This window comes from Burkholderia sp. TSV86 (assembly GCF_001522865.1).
GTDB lineage: Bacteria > Pseudomonadota > Gammaproteobacteria > Burkholderiales > Burkholderiaceae > Burkholderia.
The window spans coordinates 23660-41974 of record NZ_LOWB01000072.1; the positions used below are offsets into that span (position 1 = coordinate 23660).

At 64.4% G+C, this 18315-nt stretch carries 18 protein-coding genes; 9 read left to right on the forward strand and 9 right to left on the reverse strand.

What is annotated here, in order from left to right:
• The first annotated feature begins 22 nt into the window (after positions 1–22).
• The 4 genes from WS68_RS10890 to WS68_RS10905 are packed head-to-tail and all read left to right on the forward strand — an operon-like array spanning position 23 to position 5011.
• Entirely contained in the window at positions 23–1162 is a 1140-nt protein-coding gene (locus WS68_RS10890) for a glycosyltransferase (RefSeq protein ID WP_059570839.1), read from the forward strand.
• Positions 1163–1173: 11 nt separating this feature from the next.
• Positions 1174–2649 carry a glucose-6-phosphate isomerase gene (locus WS68_RS10895; protein ID WP_059570925.1) on the forward strand — a complete coding sequence of 492 codons (1476 nt, stop codon included), beginning with the start codon at positions 1174–1176 and terminating at the stop codon, positions 2647–2649.
• Complete coding sequence (locus tag WS68_RS10900) at positions 2646–3842, forward strand: glycosyltransferase family 4 protein (protein ID WP_059570840.1); 1197 nt, start codon at positions 2646–2648, stop codon at positions 3840–3842. The genes WS68_RS10895 and WS68_RS10900 overlap by 4 nt, the downstream gene beginning before the upstream one ends.
• Complete coding sequence (locus tag WS68_RS10905; protein WP_059570841.1) at positions 3839–5011, forward strand: glycosyltransferase family 4 protein; 1173 nt, start codon at positions 3839–3841, stop codon at positions 5009–5011. Before WS68_RS10900 ends, WS68_RS10905 begins: the two co-directional genes overlap by 4 nt.
• A 197-nt stretch (positions 5012–5208) precedes the next feature.
• Here WS68_RS10905 and WS68_RS10910 read toward each other — a convergent pair whose 3' ends face one another.
• Positions 5209–5970, reverse strand: a complete 762-nt coding sequence (locus tag WS68_RS10910) for an AraC family transcriptional regulator (RefSeq protein WP_059570842.1) — start codon at positions 5968–5970, stop codon at positions 5209–5211.
• Between the two features lie 131 nt (positions 5971–6101).
• Entirely contained in the window at positions 6102–6443 is a 342-nt protein-coding gene (locus WS68_RS10915; protein ID WP_059570843.1) for an FKBP-type peptidyl-prolyl cis-trans isomerase, read from the reverse strand.
• Between the two features lie 306 nt (positions 6444–6749).
• Here WS68_RS10915 and WS68_RS10920 point away from each other — a divergent pair, with 306 nt between their 5' ends.
• The 3 genes from WS68_RS10920 to WS68_RS10930 all read left to right on the forward strand — a co-directional run bounded on the left by WS68_RS10920 (position 6750) and on the right by WS68_RS10930 (position 9009).
• Positions 6750–7664: a metal-dependent hydrolase gene (locus tag WS68_RS10920; protein ID WP_059570844.1), complete on the forward strand. Its 915-nt coding sequence runs from the start codon at positions 6750–6752 to the stop codon at positions 7662–7664.
• A gap of 227 nt (positions 7665–7891) precedes the next feature.
• A complete protein-coding gene (locus WS68_RS10925) occupies positions 7892–8311 on the forward strand; it encodes an MbcA/ParS/Xre antitoxin family protein (protein ID WP_059570845.1) in 420 nt (139 codons plus the stop codon).
• A complete protein-coding gene (locus WS68_RS10930; RefSeq protein ID WP_059570846.1) occupies positions 8302–9009 on the forward strand; it encodes an RES family NAD+ phosphorylase in 708 nt (235 codons plus the stop codon). Before WS68_RS10925 ends, WS68_RS10930 begins: the two co-directional genes overlap by 10 nt.
• Positions 9010–9034: 25 nt before the next feature.
• Here WS68_RS10930 and WS68_RS10935 read toward each other — a convergent pair whose 3' ends face one another.
• Positions 9035–9766: a metallophosphoesterase gene (locus WS68_RS10935; RefSeq protein ID WP_059570847.1), complete on the reverse strand. Its 732-nt coding sequence runs from the start codon at positions 9764–9766 to the stop codon at positions 9035–9037.
• 123 nt (positions 9767–9889) lie between these two features.
• Here WS68_RS10935 and WS68_RS10940 point away from each other — a divergent pair, with 123 nt between their 5' ends.
• Positions 9890–10543, forward strand: coding sequence for a DUF1345 domain-containing protein (locus tag WS68_RS10940; RefSeq protein ID WP_059570848.1), 654 nt, complete (start codon positions 9890–9892; stop codon positions 10541–10543).
• Here WS68_RS10940 and WS68_RS10945 read toward each other — a convergent pair.
• Positions 10483–11295, reverse strand: a complete 813-nt coding sequence (locus WS68_RS10945; protein WP_082709954.1) for an N-acetylmuramoyl-L-alanine amidase family protein — start codon at positions 11293–11295, stop codon at positions 10483–10485. The genes WS68_RS10940 and WS68_RS10945 overlap by 61 nt on opposite strands.
• A gap of 291 nt (positions 11296–11586) precedes the next feature.
• On the opposite strand from WS68_RS10945, the gene WS68_RS10950 reads away from it, so the two are divergent.
• Complete coding sequence (locus tag WS68_RS10950) at positions 11587–13236, forward strand: DUF3459 domain-containing protein (RefSeq protein ID WP_059570849.1); 1650 nt, start codon at positions 11587–11589, stop codon at positions 13234–13236.
• 30 nt (positions 13237–13266) lie between these two features.
• Here the strand turns inward: WS68_RS10950 and WS68_RS10955 are convergent, their stop codons facing one another.
• From WS68_RS10955 to WS68_RS10980, 5 genes are all read right to left on the reverse strand, one after another.
• Entirely contained in the window at positions 13267–13857 is a 591-nt protein-coding gene (locus WS68_RS10955; protein WP_059570850.1) for a thiamine phosphate synthase, read from the reverse strand.
• A 221-nt stretch (positions 13858–14078) separates the two neighbouring features.
• Entirely contained in the window at positions 14079–15419 is a 1341-nt protein-coding gene (locus WS68_RS10965; protein WP_059570852.1) for a hemolysin family protein, read from the reverse strand.
• Between the two features lie 102 nt (positions 15420–15521).
• On the reverse strand, positions 15522–16310 hold the full coding sequence (locus WS68_RS10970) for a sensor histidine kinase (protein WP_059570853.1): 789 nt from the start codon (positions 16308–16310) through the stop codon (positions 15522–15524).
• A 59-nt stretch (positions 16311–16369) separates the two neighbouring features.
• On the reverse strand, positions 16370–17302 hold the full coding sequence (locus WS68_RS10975; RefSeq protein ID WP_059570854.1) for a DMT family transporter: 933 nt from the start codon (positions 17300–17302) through the stop codon (positions 16370–16372).
• A gap of 58 nt (positions 17303–17360) precedes the next feature.
• A complete protein-coding gene (locus WS68_RS10980) occupies positions 17361–18236 on the reverse strand; it encodes a LysR family transcriptional regulator (RefSeq protein ID WP_059570855.1) in 876 nt (291 codons plus the stop codon).
• Positions 18237–18315: the final 79 nt, after the last annotated feature.

Genomic DNA, 18315 nt, shown 5'->3' on the forward strand with positions numbered 1-18315 from the left:
TTGAACTGGTTGGAGTCCGCGTATGACCGCTACAAGGGTTCACATTCATTTATTCTATGGTGCCGATCCGCACACATATCGCCACGGCGACGGCATCGGCTGCCTGTATGGCTATCACCACGCGGAATCGGACGAATTCGCGCTGACGTATTCGCGCGATGCGCAGGAAAGGTGGTTCGCCAGCATCGGCCGGCGTGCGCTGAAGTTCGCACTTGGCTTTGATTTGGTCCACGCGTGGCGCAATCGCGCGTTTCTTCTCAATAGCGATGTCATCTGGACGCATACCGAACATGAGCATCTTGCAGCGGCGTTGATGCTTCGGCTTTCGGGGGAGTGCGGCGCGAGGCCGCTGTTGCTTGCGCAGAGCATCTGGTTGCTCGACAGATGGCCAGATTACAGCTGCGCCCGCCGTTGGCTGTATCGAGCACTGCTGAGCCGTGCGGACGTGCTGACGACGCTTGCGCGCGATAACGCCGGATTGTGCCGCCGTTATCTCCACCGCAACGCAGTACACGTGTATTACGGGCTCGATACGCAGGACTTTCCGGTGTGCGTGCCCGGCGCGTGGACACCGCATTGGCCGCTGCGGATTGCGGCGATCGGCAACGATCGGGATCGCGATTGGAAAACCTTCGTCACGGCGTTTCGCGACGATGACAAATACGAGGTGCGTCTTGCAACACGGCGCCGGATATCGCGTGCGCTACATGCGCCGAATGTCATGATCGCGCCGGTGTCGGGGATCGCCAGGCAGCGCGAGCTTTATGACTGGGCGGATCTGATCGTCGTGCCGCTGCGGCCGAATTTCCATGCGTCGGGCATCACGGTGATGCTCGAAGCAGCGGCGGTGGGCAAGCCGATGATCGTCGCAGATGTCGGCGGATTGCGTGATTATTTTCCCGATGACACCGCGGCCTATGTACCGCCGTTCGATGTGCTCGCTCTGCGGCGCGCGGCCGACGCGTTCGCCGCGTGGCCCGAGCAGGCGCTCGCATGTGCGCAAGCTGCCGCGCGACGGATCATGCAGCGGAATCTGACCACTCGGCAATTTGCTGCGCAACATGTGCAGATCACGCGCGACTTGATGAAGCGTCGTCGCGCGCATGCGGCTGACGAAGCGGCGTTTGCGTCGACGAAACCAAGTACGCGTTCGAATGGATGAGGGCGCAATCGATGCATGCAAGCGCAATTTCCGTCCATGCCGGCGACAGCGGCTTAGAGTCGCGGAAATTTTTGGGCGATCCTGAGCATTGGGCCGCACAGACGGGTTTATGGATGATCACGGCATTGCTGATTGCGATCAGGCAGGGCACGCTGCTCACATACGCCTTTCCATGCATCGCGGCGGCGGCTGGCCTGTGGCTGTATTTCAGGAGTCCCGTGCGTTATGTCGGTTTCATGTGGTGGATATGGTTCCTGAGCCCAGAGGTGCGGCGGCTCGCTGACTGGTCACGAGGTGCGTATGCGCCGACGAGCTTGATTCAGATCGCGCCGCTCGCGGTCACGATGATCGCGTGCTTCGGATTGCTTCGCCACTATCGGGTGTTGGCCGAGCGGCGTGGCTTGCCGGTGCTGCTGATCCTCTTGGGTATCGCCTATGCGTATTTTGTCGGCATCGTGTCAAGCGGTCTGCTTGCCGCGAGCTACGATCTCGCGAGCTGGCTTTACCCGGTGCTGATCGGATTTCACATCACCGTGCATGTGCGGAATTATCCGCGGTATCGCGCGACGATTTTGTCGACATTCGTTTGGGGCATGCTCGTGATGGGCATTTATGGCGCCGTGCAATTCTTTGTGATGCCGAAGTGGGATGCGTTATGGATGATCGGCTCGCAGATGAACTCGCAGGGCGATCCAGTGCCGTATGGTGTGCGCGTGTTCAGCACGATGAATTCGTCGGGTCCATTCGCGTTCGTCATGATGGGGGCGCTTGTATTCATGTTTGCCGCAACCGAGCGTGTGCGTTGGATCGCGGGCGCGGCCGGATTTGTTTCGTTCATGCTTTGCCTTGTGCGCTCGGCGTGGGGCGGCTGGGTAATCGCGCTGCTGATCCAACTCGTGAAGTCGAGCAATCGCGCGCGCATGCGGATCGTTGGCAGCGCGATCGTGCTAGGCGCGCTGTGCTTGCCGTTTCTGACGGCGGGCCCGATCGGCGATCGGCTCGGGCAGCGTCTGCAATCGATCTCGAGTCTGAAGGACGATCGCAGCTACGACGATCGAAACAAGTTCTTTGCAGCGTTCGCGCAAACTGCGTTTACCGACGTCGCGGGTGAAGGGCTCGGCGCGACCGGCGCGTCGACGAAGCTGTCGAGCGACAGCGGCGGTCTCGGCAAGTACGGCAGCTTCGACAGCGGCGTGATGAATGTGCCGTTCGTGCTCGGCTGGCCCGGCACGCTGCTCTATCTGTGTGGCTTGGTATGGCTGATCGTCCGAGCGGTGCGGGCGTCGTTCAGGCTGCGCGGCGACAAGTTCGCCGCCGCGTGTCTGAGTCTGTGCTTATCGGTCTTCGCGATGCTTGTCTTCACCAACTCGTTTATCGGAACGGGCGGCTTGTTGCTGTACATGAGTATTTTTTCGATCTTGTCGGCGGCGCATTGGCAAAAACTACAGCAGATAGGCGCCGCGCATTTTACGGGAAATCGTCAGTGAGAATCGCGATCGTCACGCATGTGGTGCGCCACAACGATGGGCAGGGGCGCGTCAATTACGAAATCGCGCGGGCAGCGCTCGCGCAGAATTGCGAGGTAACGCTCGTGGCGTCGCACGTCGCGCCTGAGTTGCTTGCTGACGCACGTGTGCGTTGGATTCCGGTCAGCGCGGGCCGCTTCTGCCTGTCGAAACTCGTCGAGCAGCAGGTGTTCGCGCTCAAGAGCGCGTGGTGGCTGCGCAATCATCGCAACGCCTATGACGTTTTACACGTGAACGGCTTCATTTCATGGATACGCGCGGATGTGAATACCGCGCACTTCGTACATGCAGGCTGGTTCGCAAGCCGCTACTACCCATTTGGATTGACGAAGGGATGGTGGTCCGCATATCAGTACGTCTATACGTGTGTGAACACGAGGCTCGAGCGTTGGGCGTACCGGCGTTCGAGTGCGGTCGTCGCGGTTTCGCGCAAGGTTGCTGGCGAGATCGAGCGGATCGGTATCGACGGCGAGCGGATCGCCGTGATCTACAACGGCGTCGATACCTGCGCTTTCGCGAGCGGGGTGCCCAAGCGCGCGGTACTCGGATTGCCGGATGATGCGTTCATGCTGTTGTTCGTCGGCGATTTGCGCACCCCGCGCAAGAATCTTGGCACCGTGCTGAAGGCGCTCACGCAATTGCCTTCGAACGTGCATCTGGCCGTTGCTGGCCATTTGCCAGGTAGTCCGTATCCGGGCGAGGCGAGCGTGTTGAAGCTCGATTCGCGCGTGCATTTTCTCGGACTCGTGAAAGACATGCCGACGCTGATGTCGTCGGTAGACGCATACGTGTTTCCTTCGCGCTATGAAGCAATGAGCTTGTCGCTGCTGGAGGCGATGGCCGCGGGGCTGCCTGTCGTGACCGCGCGTACCGCGGGCGGCGCGGAAATCATCACACCGGAATGCGGGATCGTGCTCGACGATCCCGATGATCCGCACGCGCTTGCCGGCGCGATCGCCCGCCTCGTCGGCAGGCGCGACGTCTGCCGCGCGATGGGCCGTGCCGCGCGCACGTTGATGGAAGGATTCGGCTGGGCACACATGGGTGCGCAGTACGTCGCGCTGTACCGGCGGTTATATCAGTCGTCGCGGCCGCGATCTCGGCCGTCGCTTGGCAATACCGAACATGCAGAGACACAGGAGCCGTCACGATGAACGGAATCCGCAAGCTCACCCCGATCAAGTCATTGCAGATTGGCATGCATTGGTTTCCCGAGCGAGCGGGTGGGCTCGACCGGATGTATTACTCGCTCATCGGCGCGCTGCCGGCTGCGGGTGTCGCCGTGTGCGGCGTCGTCGCGGGTTCGCCGCGCGTTGTGGCCGACACGGGCGGTGCGATCCGTGGTTTCGGGCTGGCGACGCAGTCGCTGCCACGCCGGATGGTTGCGGCTCGCCGTGCGTTGCGCGACGTGATTCGCGTGGAGCGGCCCGATATCGTGTCGTCGCACTTTGCGTTGTATACGTTTCCCGGTCTCGACGTGACGCGCGGCATTCCACAGGTGTCGCACTTTCAGGGGCCATGGGCCGACGAGAGCCGCGTCGAGGGCGCGCATAGGATCGGGCGAAAACTCAAGCACCGGCTCGAGCGGGCGGTCTATGCGCGCTCGTCGCATCTGATCGTGTTGTCGCGCGCGTTCGGAGAGATCCTGACGTCGCGCTACGGGATCGATCCGGCGCGCGTGCGCGTCGTGCCGGGGTGCGTGGACGCTGCGCAGTTCGACTTGGCGATGACGCGAGCCGATGCGCGCCACATGTTGCAATTGCCGCAAGACCGGCCGATCGTGCTCGCGGTGCGAAGGCTCGTGCGGCGCATGGGGCTCGAGGATTTGATCGATGCGATGCGAATTGTCAAGCGTCGCCATCCGGACGTGTTGCTATTGATCGCAGGCAGAGGGCTGCTTGCAGGCGAGCTTCAGGCGCGTATCGACGAGGCTGGCGTCAACCGCAATGTGAAGCTGCTCGGCTTCGTCCCAGATAACCATCTGGCGACGCTGTATCGCGCGGCAATGCTCAGCATCGTGCCGACTGTCGCGCTCGAAGGGTTTGGTCTCATCACGGTCGAATCGCTCGCATCCGGTACGCCGGTGCTCGTCACGCCCGTCGGCGGGTTGCCGGAGGCGGTGGCCGGGCTGTCCGAGTCGCTCGTGTTGCCGCAGACCGGCGCCGGCGCGATCGCGAGCGGGCTGATCGACGTGTTGTCCGGTTCGCTCGCATTGCCGGATGCCGATGCTTGCCGGCGCTATGCGATCGATCATTTCGACAATGCAGTGATTGCGCAGCGGGTGGCGGAGGTTTATCAGGAAGCGATTCGCTCCGGGGGCTGATGCATCGGCGGGGCGGTATGGAAGATGCGGGTTGCTAACGATGATGAGCAGCGTGACCGGCCGGTGCATGCTCATTCGCACGGAAGGCATTTGAAGTGTTGATGGTGCGCGGAGAGGGAGATTCGGCTTCCGAAGCGGTTACGCTGGCACATCCCGCGCGCCCAACTTGGCCAGCGCGCCGGCATCTGCAGGCATGCTCATCGGCCGCCGCGCCACTGTCCCGGCGCGAGTCCGAACCGTTTGGTGAACGCGTGCGTGAATGCGCTTTGGTCGGCAAAGCCGACTTCACCGGCAATTTCGCTAAGTGAATATTGGGGATTGCCTAACAATACGATTGCGACGTCGAGCCTCAGCCGTTGTAGATACCGATGCGGCGTTTCGCCGAACGCGTCGCAGAAGAGCTGGTGAAAGCGCCGCATGCCGAAGCCGCAATGCGCGGCGAGATCGGCGACGCGCAGCGGCTCAGCCAAGCGTGCTCGCAGCCAGCGGTCGATTCGGGCGAAATCGAGGCCGGTGGCAGGCGGAAGCGGCACGCGGTTGTTGTTGACGAGCGCGCCGCATAGTTGCGCGGCCGCTTGCCAGTGCGAGCGCCGCACGCATATCGCATCGGCTTGCGAATCGAGCGCAGTGCGTGAAGCAAGTTCGGCGACGAGCAATGTGAGTTCCGGTTCGATCGATACGGTTTTCGCTCGCTCGAACAGCCGCTCAGGTATTGCGAGCGAGCCGGGCGGCAGATCGAGCACAAGCTGGCGGTTTTCGCCGAGCCCCGCATATTCGTGCCGTGAGCCGGCTGGGATCAGCCATGCGCGGCAGCGGTCGATTTGCGCATGCCCGCCGTCGACGGTCATCGTCATCGCGCCTTCGACGCCCAGCACGATCTGATGGAAGTCGTGTACGTCCGATTCCTGTACCGCGCCGTAACGGCGCAGCGACAAGGTCGGAGAGGCAGGGCAGGTCATGATCTGGCGAACAGTACAGGGCAGCAGGATGGGCGATGACGGGGCCGGCGGCGTGGGCGAGCGCTTGCGCGGCTTTGTATCAGCGGCCCGGCGCCGTATCGTTTGGGCTGGGCCGCTTGGTCACGCCGGGGTCAGACGTCGAGCAATTCGACTTCGAACACCAGCGTCGCGTTCGGCGGAATCACGCCGCCGGCGCCGCGCGCGCCGTAGCCAAGTTGCGGCGGAATCGTCAGACGCCGCACACCGCCCACCTTCATCCCCTGCACGCCTTCATCCCAGCCCTTGATGACCATTCCGCCACCCAGTACGAACGCGAACGGATCGTTGCGGTCCTTGCTCGAGTCGAATTTTTGCCCATCGGTGAGCCAGCCTGTGTAATGGACGCTCACCGTTTGACCCGCTTGGGCTTCTGCGCCGGAGCCTTCGGTCAGGTCTTCGTACTTGAGGCCCGATGCGGTGGTGACGACTGCCATGAGATGCTCCTGAATTGAATGAAATGACCCGCTATTGTAGGGGAGCCGCGGCGAGCCGGCCGGATTTCCCGATGCGTCGTGCCGGCGGCGGCGTTTGGAAGACAGCTACTAACGAGTGTCTTGCGGATTCGCGCTTTCACGCCATATTGTTACATCTAATGATGTAATGATTGCCGTGTTTGCTGTAAATTGCGGTTGTGCTGCCGCGCTGCGATGAAGCCGCGCATGGGCAGACGATCGCCGGACGTAGGGCCGAATCCGGCGCGTCCATTCTGTTGAAGAGAGCAAGCAAAATAGGAGACAGCGATGGAGCATCCTGCAACTTCCACGGACGCCGTGTTCGCGATGCCTGTTCGCCGCGATCTGCACTTCAATTTGCCCGTCGAGCGTGCGAAGAATTGGCACGGACAGGGCCCGCAAGTCTCGCACTTCTTCAATGCGTTGTCGCTGCTGTTCCCGGCGGGCGAGCGCTTCTTCATGGATTCCGTGCGCAATTACCGCGATCGCATCGAAGATCCGGTGCTGAAAAAACAGGTGCTCGGCTTTATCGGCCAAGAGGCCATGCATACGCGCGAGCATGTCGAGTACAACGAACTGATGCAGGCGAACCGGTTGCCGGCGCGGCGCATCGACAAGCGCGTGTGGAAAGTGACTGGCTGGATGAAGAAGGTGCTGCCGCATTCGGTGCAACTTGCTCATACGGTCGCGGCCGAGCACTATACGGCGATGTTGGCCAACTGGCTGTTGACTCAACCGTCTGCGCTGGCTGGTTCGCACGAAAGCTACGCACAGATGTGGCTGTGGCACGCGCTTGAGGAGACCGAGCATAAGGCAGTGTCGTTCGATGTCTGGAATGCCGTGATGAAGCCGGGGCCGGCGCGCTATTTGATTCGCGTCGGCATGTATTTGGTGACGACGCTGACGTTCTGGCCAAACGTGTTCCTGATACATTCGCAGCTGATTCGCTGGGATCTCACCTCGGACAAAAGTGTGCGCGGTCTGTGGCGCGTGGTCAGGCTGTTGTACGGCCCGCGCCACGGGATGTTTCCGAATATTGCACGCGAGTGGCTGAGTTTCTTCAGGCCCGATTTCCATCCGTGGGATTTCGACAACCGTCACCAGTTGTCGCGCGTCGACGAGATCGCATCGGTGGTGCGAGCACGCGATGCACGGAGCTTTTCGCCGCCGGTCGCCGCTATTGATGCGGCGCGGCCGGCTTGATCGGCTCTGCATATCTGTCCAATTTCGTCTTATTCAATTTCGCGCAGGCGGTTCAGGCGGTTTGCCTGCGCGAACCGTCTGCGCGATCGCAATAGCGGTCGCGTATCCCGTTCCCGAAACGACTCTATTTTCCTCCCTCCGATTCTGAAGGGGTGGCGACCATTTTTCTTGCAAAGATCTCAAAATGGACTAATCTTGTTAGTGAATCCTTTTTGAGACTAACTGTCATGCCCCGTTCCGCTGCGAATCCGCTTCCGAATCCTCCCGAGGCAACGGTCGCGCAAATGTCGGCAGCCGGTTTGCGCGCATTTTTCAATATTGCGCGAGACTGGGATCTGTCGACCGACGAGCAGATCGTGCTGCTCGGCTCGCCTGGCCGCTCGACGTTCTTCAAATGGAAGGCGTCGCCGCACACCGCCCGTCTTACGCACGATACGCTCGAGCGCCTGTCACTCGTGCTCGGCATCTACAAGGCGCTGCAGATCCTGCTGCCGCAATCCGCTGCGGCTGACGCGTGGGTCAAGCGGCCGAACGACGCCGCGCCATTCCACGGCAAGCGTGCGCTCGACCGGATGCTCGCGGGGAACATCAGCGATCTCGTCGCGGTTCGGCAATATCTCGATGCGGCGCGAGGCGGATGGGCGTGACTGTCTCCGGAGTGCAGCCCCCTTGGCCCACCACGCTGCTGAGCTGGACGCCCGCCTACCGCGTGATTCCCACGCGCTTTCCCGCGATCAATCTGTTCGACCGCGTTGCATCGGCCGAGGATTTCGACGCGCTCTACGCGCTGGAGGCGTTGACTAACGACCGCGTGCGCGCCGAAGTCGGCACACTCGAACTCGTGCCGCCTGGCGAGCGTCGCTTCGGTCCCGGTTACGGGCCGATCATGGCAGCGTTTACGCACTTGAACCCGGGCGGCAGCCGTTTCTCGGATGGCAGCTACGGCGTGTTCTATTGTGCGCGCTCGCGGACTACCGCAATTGCCGAGACGCGCTACCACACGTCATTATTTCTTGCGGCGACCAGGGAGCCGCCGATGCGCCAGCAGATGCGGCTCTATACGGTGGCCGTGCAAGGCGACGTGGCCGACGTACGGGCCTGGCGCGCACGCGATCCGGCGCTGCTCGATCCGGACGACTATGCCGCAGGCCGGGCGCTTGGCCGCGCGGTGCGAAACGCGGGCGGCGCGGGCATCGTCTATCCGTCGGTGCGCGATCCCGGCGGCGAATGTCTGGCGGCGTTCAGGACAACGCTGCTGCGCGATTGCCATCACGCCGCATACCTCGAATACAACTGGAACGGCGCGGCCATCGATGCCGTGTTCGAGCTGAATCAGGTCGGCTGACGGCATCGCGCAGCTTGCCGCCGCGCTACGGCAGCGCAATTTCGGCTGCGCGCTGACGTCGCGCGGCCGCGACCGACAGCGACCAATGCTCGCCACTTTTCGTGTCGAGCAGCGTGAGCCGGCCCGACGGGTCGAACGCACCCGTATCGATAAACGTTTGCGCGCCGATGCGCACGACGTCGTGCATGGGCGTATGTCCGCAATAGGTAGTGGACAGCCCTGCTTGCCGCGCCGGATCTGCGCGTCCGTATGCAAGCTCGCGGCCCCACAGCAGCCGCGTCGCCACGTCCGGGGCGTATTCGCCGCGATCGAGTTCGGCGTCGCTGCCGAGAAATTCCGCGTGCAGCACATTGAAGCGCGCGTCGCCTTCGCCAACGGTGCGCACGAGCGGCAATTCGCGCAGCCGCCGCTGATAGCGCGCGAGCGTGGCCTCGGGCAACTGGGCCGCCCAATTGCCGCCAATGCGCTGCCAGACGCTCATCGGCAGTGAGCCAGCTGCGACCGAGCACAGCACGTCCTCATGATTGCCGAGCACGCAAAAAAACCACGGGCGCTCGAGCAGCGCGAGCGCTTGCTCGGACTGCTCGCCGCGATCGATGAGATCGCCGACCGAGAACAGCCGGTCATGCACCGGATCGAAACGCACGTTGTGCAGCAGCACGCGCAATGGATCGACACAGCCGTGTAGATCGCCGACGACGAAATCGCGGCCGGCGCGGTTTGCTTCGTGATGCAAAATCAGGGGGGCGGTATCCATCCGCCCATCTTAGGGCACAGTCGCGCTTGGCGCAGCCGTTGCGATGACACAATAATCACAGCCTCGTGCGACGCGGCAGACACTGTCTTTCATCCTACTTTCGAACGCTAATTCTCCACGACTATGACGCTCTACCCGCAAGTGTTGCGCAACCGTCCGCGCATGATGCTCGCGCTTGCTGCGGGCATTGCGGTTGGCCTGCTGCTGCCGGGGCCCTTGCGGCCTTTCGTGCGCGCGCTGATCGGCTGGGACTGTACGGTCTGGCTGTATCTCGCGCTGATCTGGACGCAGATGACCCGCGCGCATCACGATCAGGTGCGCAAGATCGCCATGCTCGACGACGAGAAAGCGACGATCTTGCTGACCATCATTTGCGTCGCGACGGTCGCGAGCATCGCGGCGATCGTGGTCGAACTCGTCAGCGTGAAGGGCATTGGCTTTCGCTCGGGGCTCGTGCATTACGCGGTGACGGGCGCGACGATGTTCGGCGCGTGGTTCCTGATTCCGACGATCTTCACGCTGCACTACGCGCGGCTCTACTATCAATCGCCGCAAGACGAGCGGGCGCTGTCATTTCCTGACAGTCATCACGAGCCGGATTATTGGGATTTCCTGTATTTCTCGTTCACGATCGCAGTCGCGTCGCAGACGTCGGACGTGTCGCTGCGCGGCCGGTCGATTCGGCGCGCGGCGCTCGCGCAGTCCATCTTGTCGTTCTATTTCAATATGGCGGTGCTGGGTTTGTCGGTGAACGTCGCGGCGGGGCTGCTCGGCTGATCGGGTGCAGGCTGATGCGCGCTGCACGCGTCGATACCCTTGGCGATCGCGTCGGCCAGGCGGCGGATCGTGCCGGGGCGCGCGAGCCGCGCCTCTTCATCGGGGTTGACGATTACGCCCGCTTCGACGAGCACGGCCGGGACTGGCGCGGTGCGCAGCACGACGAGATCGTCGAAGCGGTGAATGCCGAGGCGTGCGTCGATCAGCGGGCGGTTTTCGCCGCGAATCGGTTGCGCGTGATACAGCGACGGCGTCTCTGCCGCGTCGACGAGCTGTCGCGCGATCGATTTTGCACACCGCAGGCTTTGCGCGTAATGCGGATTGCGTTCGGAGACGAATACGGCGAAACCGCGGAAGTTACGTTGGCGGCCGGCATCGATGAACGGTTGCTGAATCGAGTCGTGATGGATCGACACGAACAGATCCGCGTCGGGCGCTTGCGTCGCGCGCTCGTTCAGCGCGATTTCGCGGCCATCCGCCGATATGCGCAGCACGCGGCCGCCATGCGCGCGCAGACGCTCGGCCACGGCAGCCGATAAATCCAGGTTATACCGGTATTCGGCGCGCCCGCTGGCTGCGTTCGCGCCCGGATGGGCCGGCGTATGCCCGGTGTCGACGGCCACATATGACGCAGCGCGCGCCATATCCGGCGCAAGCGGCGCTGCGAACAGCGCTGCGCACAACGCCGGGGCGGCGAGTGCGCGGTGAGCGGCGCGCACGAGCACACGCAGGTTCCCGATAGATTTTTGCATGGTCGTTTTCGTTCTGATTCGTCGGCTTCGCGATGCGAGAGCCTGGCGAGGCGGCTAACGGCCGGTTTGCCCGGTTCGCGAATGCCGCCTGTCGGGTACGATTATAGACAGCGTGCCAAGCCGATTCCGCGTTTTTCGGGGTCGCTCCATGTTTAAAACAGCGCTCCGGCGCTCGCTTCGGTGTTCGAATCGGCGCATACTGAATTCCCTTCTTCGTCGGACTGAAGCGTTACATGCATGCGCGCCGCACGCGGCGTTTCGTCATGCCTCTGAACGCAGGAGGAGTGCGTCGTGTCCGAATGCCCTCACGATCCGTATGCGCGTCATTATTCGCACTGCCTGCCATTCGGCGCGCAGCCGTGCGGCGCGGCCTGCGCCACCACTCGCACGCATTTCCGTATCTGGGCGCCCGCACATGCGGCCGTCACACTGTTGATCGAAACCCCTGACGGCGATGCCGGCGAGCAGCCGATGGCGCTTGCGGGCAACGGCTGGTTCGAGACGTTCGCCGATTGCGGCGCACATGCGCGCTATCGCTACCGGCTCGACGATACGCTGATCATTCCCGATCCCGCGTCGCGCTCGCAGCCGGACGGCATCGAAGGCCCGAGCGAGGTGATCGACCCGCGCGCGTTCACGTGGCGTCACACGTTCTGGCGTGGCCGGCCCTGGGAGGAGATCGCGCTTTACGCAGTTCAACCCGGCGCGGCGGGCGGCTACGACGGTATACGCCGCCGCTTGCCGCAGCTCGCGCAGCTTGGCGTGACGGCGCTGGAGCTGCTCGCCGCGCCCCACGCGCGCGACGGCAGTTTGCCGTTCGCACCGTGCGCCGCGCATGGCGGCCCCGACGCGCTGAAGCGCCTGATCGACGATGCGCACGGCTATGGCCTCGCGGTGCTGCTCGATCTCGATTACGCGCGCCTTGGCTGCGGCACCGCCGCGTTGCGCGAATACGCGCAGCCGTTTTTCCATACGCGTGACGATCCGCTGCAAGCGCCGCTGCTCGCGCTCGATCATCCTCAGGTGTGCGATTTTTTTTGCGATAACGCGTTGTTCTGGCTCGACGAATATCGATTCGATGGACTGCGCATTCGCGAGGCGGATCGTATCGGCAACGTCTGGCTGCGCGAAATTGCCGACCGGGTGCGCGCGGCATTGCCGGCTGACCGGATCGTGCATCTCGTGCTCGGCAGCGAACGGCATCCGTCGCATCTTGCCGATACGCATTTCGATGCGCAATGGAATGGCTGCGGCGAACGCGCGCTGTACCGGCTCACGGGCCGCCGCGAGCGCGCGCTTGGCGACGGCGTATCGACGCATCAGTCGATCCATGCGCTCGCGCGTGCGCTGACGGCAGGCGGCGCGGTGTTTCAGCGCACGCGCGCGGCCGGCGGCGACGGCGCAATGGCGGACATCGCGTTGCCGCTGACGTCGCTCGTGTTGTCCGACGGCATCGTGCGCAGTGTGCGCGAGGTGGATCTCGCCGCGCTTGCGTTGTCGTTGCTGACGCCGCAGATTCCGCTGATCTTCGATGGCGTGGCAGGCGACCCGTCACGCCGCCACTTCGTGCAATCGGCGCTTGCGGTGCGCGCGAAGCTGATCGCGCCGCGGCTCGTCGACGTGCGCCCGCGCAGCACCGACATGCTGCACACGGCTGACGGCGCCGAGGCCGATGCGCTGATCGCGTCTTGGCGGCTTGGCGACGGCGAGACGCTCAGCATTGCGCTGAACCTGTCGCAGCGGCCGCTGCCGTTTCGCAACGCGCCGGCAGGGCGGATCGTGTTCGAGACGCCTGCGCGGGCGCGGGATCGGGTCGCGAACGGCGAATTGCCGCCTTATGCGCTCGTCGCGTGGCTGACGGGCGACGTCAACCGTTACGCGCTGACGCACGATGCGCGGCAGTACGCGGACGGCGCGCCCGACTTACTGCGCGGCATGTGATGAGCAGCTCCGCCGACGCGGCCGGTTCGATCACCAAAACCCGCGAATTCCTGCGATACCGTGTGCGTGATGCGCGCGGGCCAAAGGCAAATGTTCGCGCGTCATGCCGCCGAGCGCGTAGACCGGCACGCGCGTTTGTGCCGCATAGTCTGCGAAACGAGTCCAGCCGAGCGTTGGTGCGCCAGGATGCGTGAGCGTCGGCAGGACCGGCGACAGCGTCGCGAAATCCACGCCGATACGCTGCGCGTGCTGCAAATCGTCGAGCGAATGGCACGCGGCCGACAGCAAACCGGTTGGCGCGATGGGGCGTGCACGCGCCGCGCGCAATGCGACGCTGCCCAGGTGCACGCCGCTTGCACCGAGCGCGAGCGCGGCATCGCCATCGAGCGGCCCGTTGGCGATCAACCGCGCGCCGCTCGTGCGGCATCGTGCAATCACCTCGACGGCGAGCGCCGCGTAAGCGGCGGCATCGAGCGTTTTCGCGCGTAGCTGGACAAGCGAGCAACCCGCCGCGAGCGCGGCCGACAGCCGCTCGACGAATGTTGCGAGATCCGCGTCCGAATCAGATGCAGGTTCGGGCGTGATCAGATAGTGCGGCGGCAGCGCGAGCGGGGAGGGCATCGCGTCATCCCCTGGCCGGTTCGTCGCGGTAACCGGCTTGCGCGGGCCGCCACGCTTCGCGGCGCGGCGAAGCGGCTTCGACGCGAAACCGCCAGGTTTGGCGAACCGGATATAACGAATTCGTCATACATCCGGCAAGCGCCCGCGATGCGCACGGCGCGCTCATACGGCCCGCGACCGGCCCAAGCGCGAGGGCGCGGCGTCGCGTCGAGCCCGCCCGTTCATTCGTCCGCATCCTTGAGCACCTTCGGATACACGCGCACGAGCACGATTCGCGGTCCGCTCATTTTCTTCACGACGATATCGAAGCGTTCGAACGACACGCGCTGGCCTTCGGCCGGCAGATCGTTGAGCGCCTGGATCACGAGCCCGCCGACCGATTCGGCGCGGCCCTCGTCGATGTCGATGCCGAGCGCCTGCTCGAGCGACACGACGGGCAGGCTGCCCTTGCCGATCAAGGTGCCGTCGTCGAGGCGGTTCCATTCGGCGTCGCCTTGGCGGAATTCGTCGTGAATTTGCCCGACGAGCGCGCCGAGCAGATTGTCGAGCGTCAGAAAGCCAATCGGCTTCGAGTGCCGCTCGCCGACCAGCGCGAAGTGCGGCGCGCCCTTGCGGAAGCGCCGGAACAGGTCGAGCGCGGGCGTATCGGGCTTCACGTACTGGACAGGGCGCACGTAGGCGGACAGATCGTCTAGCGACGCGTTCGCGTGCCGCGCAAGCAGCAGATCCTTCAGATGAATGAGGCCGCTCACGCGTTCGCGCGCGCCGTCGTCGAACAGCGGATAGCGGCTGAAGCGGTGCCGCGCGACGACTTCCATGTTGGCCGCGAGCGGCACGTCGCGGCGCAGACCGATCATCTCGTGAGCCGGGCGCATCAGGTCCGATACGGTCATCGACGAAAAATCGAGCGAGTGCGCGAGCGTGTTCCATTCGTCGGAACTGTACGCAAGTTTCGGCGATTTCGAGGCGCCGCTCGCATTGCGGCGGCTCTTGAGGATCAGCTTCAGCTCGTCGGTCGAATAGTGCGTGTCGCTGTCATGGCTCGCGGACAGGCCCGCGAGCCGCAGCACCGCGTTCGCGCTGGCGTTGAGCACCCAGATTGCCGGATACATCGCCCAATAGAACGCATACAGCGGGAGCGCGACCCAGAGGCCGGTCTTCTCGGCCTGCCGGATCGCCATCGATTTCGGCGCGAGTTCGCCGACGACGATGTGCAGGAACGAGATCACCGAGAACGCGAAGACGAGCGAGATCAGGCTCACGATCCGCTCCGATTCGATGCCTGCAAGCCTGAGCACCGGTTCGAGCAATTGCGCGAACGCGGGCTCGCCGACCCAGCCGAGGCCTAGCGACGCGAGCGTGATGCCGAGCTGGCACGCGGACAGATACGCGTCGAGCCGCGAGTGGACGATTTTCAGGATGCGTCCGCGCATGCCGTGCTGGCGGGCAAGGGTTTTGACACGCGTGGCGCGCAGCTTCACGAGACCGAATTCGGCGGCGACGAAAAAGCCGTTGAGGGCCACAAGGAGCAGCGCGCCGGCAAGCGCGACGATCTGAATCAACGAAGCGACTCCAGAAATGAACGAAGCGTCAGTATAAGGCTGGAAAGGAAAATGTAATAATTGCCAGACAACATGCGGCGACTTCGTGCGCGGATGGCCTGATCATCTGTACGGTGCGGGCAGGGTCAGCGTGATGGCCGCTCGCTCGCCGCTCGCGAGCGCATCGGATGCGAACGCGCCGCCGTGCGCGCGCGCAACCCGGTCGCATAGCGCGAACACGGCCGCGGGACGCTTGCCGTGGCGCTCGGCGAGCGCGTCGCGCCGCGCGAACGTCTCGAACGCGTGCGGCAGCGTCGCGTCGGTCAGCGCGTGCGGATGGGCGGCAAACGTCACGGCGAAACGCATCACGTCCGCGCCGGTCTCCCATGAGAGCGCGACTTCGCCGCCGGGCGCGCTCGCGTCGATTGCGAAAGTCAGCATGGTCCACAGCGCCTGGGCGATCCGTTCGCGATCGCAGTCGAGCGCCTTATCCGGCTGGACGCGCGACGCGATCACGATCGCCGTACCACGCGCATCGCCGAGTGCGGCGCGCGCGAGCGCCACGCATTCGTCGACGAGCGCGTCGATCGGCGCGCTCGCGCGCTTGAGCGCGAGCGCGCGGGTTTCGGCGCGCGGCGCATCGACGATCGTTTCCAGCAGCGCCGTCTGCTGCTCGATGCCAGCCCGAATACCGGCGAGCGCGCGTTGCAGGCTGTCGTCGCCTGGCGCGAGCCGGCGTTCCAGCACATACGCCCAACTTTGCATCGCGTTGAGCGGACTGCGCAGATCGTGCGATGCGATCGACAGCGCATGATCGCGCACGAACAGAGCCACTTCGGCGGCAAAGCGCGCGGCTCGCTCGCGCAGCAGCGCGGCGCCCGGCTTGGCCGGGTCGACGACGGACGGAGTCACGGTGTTTCCCTTCGCGAAATAGTCAGGAAGACAGAGGAAACGACATTATAGGGAGCGGCTCAGGCGGCAAGTACGTCGTTGTCTTTGCCGCCAGCGCGGCGGCGCGCGTGATCGGGCAGCAATTGGCAGACGAGCAGCCCCCCAAGCATCAGCGCGCCGCCGAGCAGAGCACGCAGCGACAGCGTTTCGCCGAGCGCCGCCCAGCCGGCGATCGCGGCGAATACGCCTTCCATGCTGAAGATCACGGCCGCATGCGCGGGCGCCGCGTCGCGCTGCGCGACGACTTGCAGCGTATAACCGACGCCGACCGACAGCAGCCCGCCATACAGCACCGTCGGCAGCGCGTGCTTGAGCGCCGTGACGCTGACAGGCTCGATCGCGAGTCCGAGCAGCAGGCACAGCGTGCCGCATACGGCGAATTGCATGAACGACAGCACGAGCGGATCGTGCCGGCGCGCGAAGTGGCCGACCGCCATCACGTGCATCGCGATCACGATCGCGCTGCCGAGTTGGAACCAATCGCCGTACAAGATCGAGAAGCGCTCGTCGACGCTCAGGAAATAGAGGCCGATCGCGGCGAGTAGCGCGCCGAGCCAAGTGCCGATGCCCGTGCGGTGCTGAAAGAACACGCCGATGACCGGCACGAGCACGACATAGAGCGACGTGATGAAGCCTGCGTTTGCGATCCTCGTGTACTGCAGGCCGACCTGTTGCAACGAGATCGACACCGCGAGCAGCGCGCCGAGCACCAGCCCTGGCAACAGCAGCGTGCGATCGCGCGCGATCGCCGTGCAATGCGAGCGCGCCGCGCCGTTGAATTGCAAGAGCGGCACGAGTACCGCCGCGCCGAGCAAGAAGCGCAGCCCGGTAAACAGGAACGGGCCGATCACGTCGAGGCTCAGCCGTTGCGCGACGAACGCCGATCCCCAGATCGCGGCGGCGACGAGCATCAGCAGATTGGCGCGGAGATGTTTGCGGGTGTCGTGATTCATGCGGTCAACGGCGACAGGCGAATGACAGGCGTCGAACAGGTCGGCGAAATCTGACAGTCTACCGGTGTCCGGCTGTTTGCGCCGGGTTTGCGAGGCTGTCGGCAAAGCGGCGTAGCGTGTCGTTCGAACGGGCGTCGCGCACCCGCGAATAGAGTGCGACCTGCGAATCCGGCAGCGCGGGCAGCCCGAGGCGTGCGCCGACGTCGACCAGCTCGCGCGGCGCGACGCGGCGCGTGAGCGGGCACACGGCCAGACCCGCGGCGGCGGCCGCCGCAACAGCCGCGACGCCGCCGCCCGTGAAGCGCTCGCTCCACGCAATCCCGGCCCGTTCGAGCGCGCGCAACGCCGCGGCACGCACGCCGCATGGGCCAGCCAGCACCGCGAGCGGCAGAGGCTCGCCCGCGCGCGGCACCCAGCCCGGCGCGGCGAGCCAAGCGAGCGGCTCGGTGAAGAGCGTCGTCGCGTCGTCGCGCGGCGGATCTTCGCCGGGCTCGTGGCGCACGAACGCTGCGTCGAGGCGGCGCTCGTCGTATTGCGCAAGCAGCCCGGCCGACATGCCGACATGCATCGCCAGCACGAGCCCCGGATCGTGCCGGTGCAGGCCGCTGAGAACGGCCGGCAGATCGGGCACCGCGACGTGTTCGCTGACGCCGATCGACAGCCGCCGCAGGCCGGCCGACAGCGCGCCGAGCGCGCGCTCGTGCGCGTCGAGCAGATCGCGCGCGGCTGGCAGGAATGCCCCGCCTTCGGCCGACAGCATGACCCGCCGCGGCGTGCGCTCGACAAGCTGCCGGCCCAGCTGCGATTCGAGCCGTTTGAGCTTCAGGCTCACGGCCGATTGCGTGGTGCCGAGCGCATCGGCGGCGCGCGTGAAGCTGGCGAGATCGGCGACCAGCATGAATGCGCGGACGGCGTCGAGATCAAGCGGTTTCATTTAAAATGAAAATAGATGAAATATGGATTGATATCTGTTCATTATAGATGGCTGAGCCTAAGCTGCATGCATGTTCATT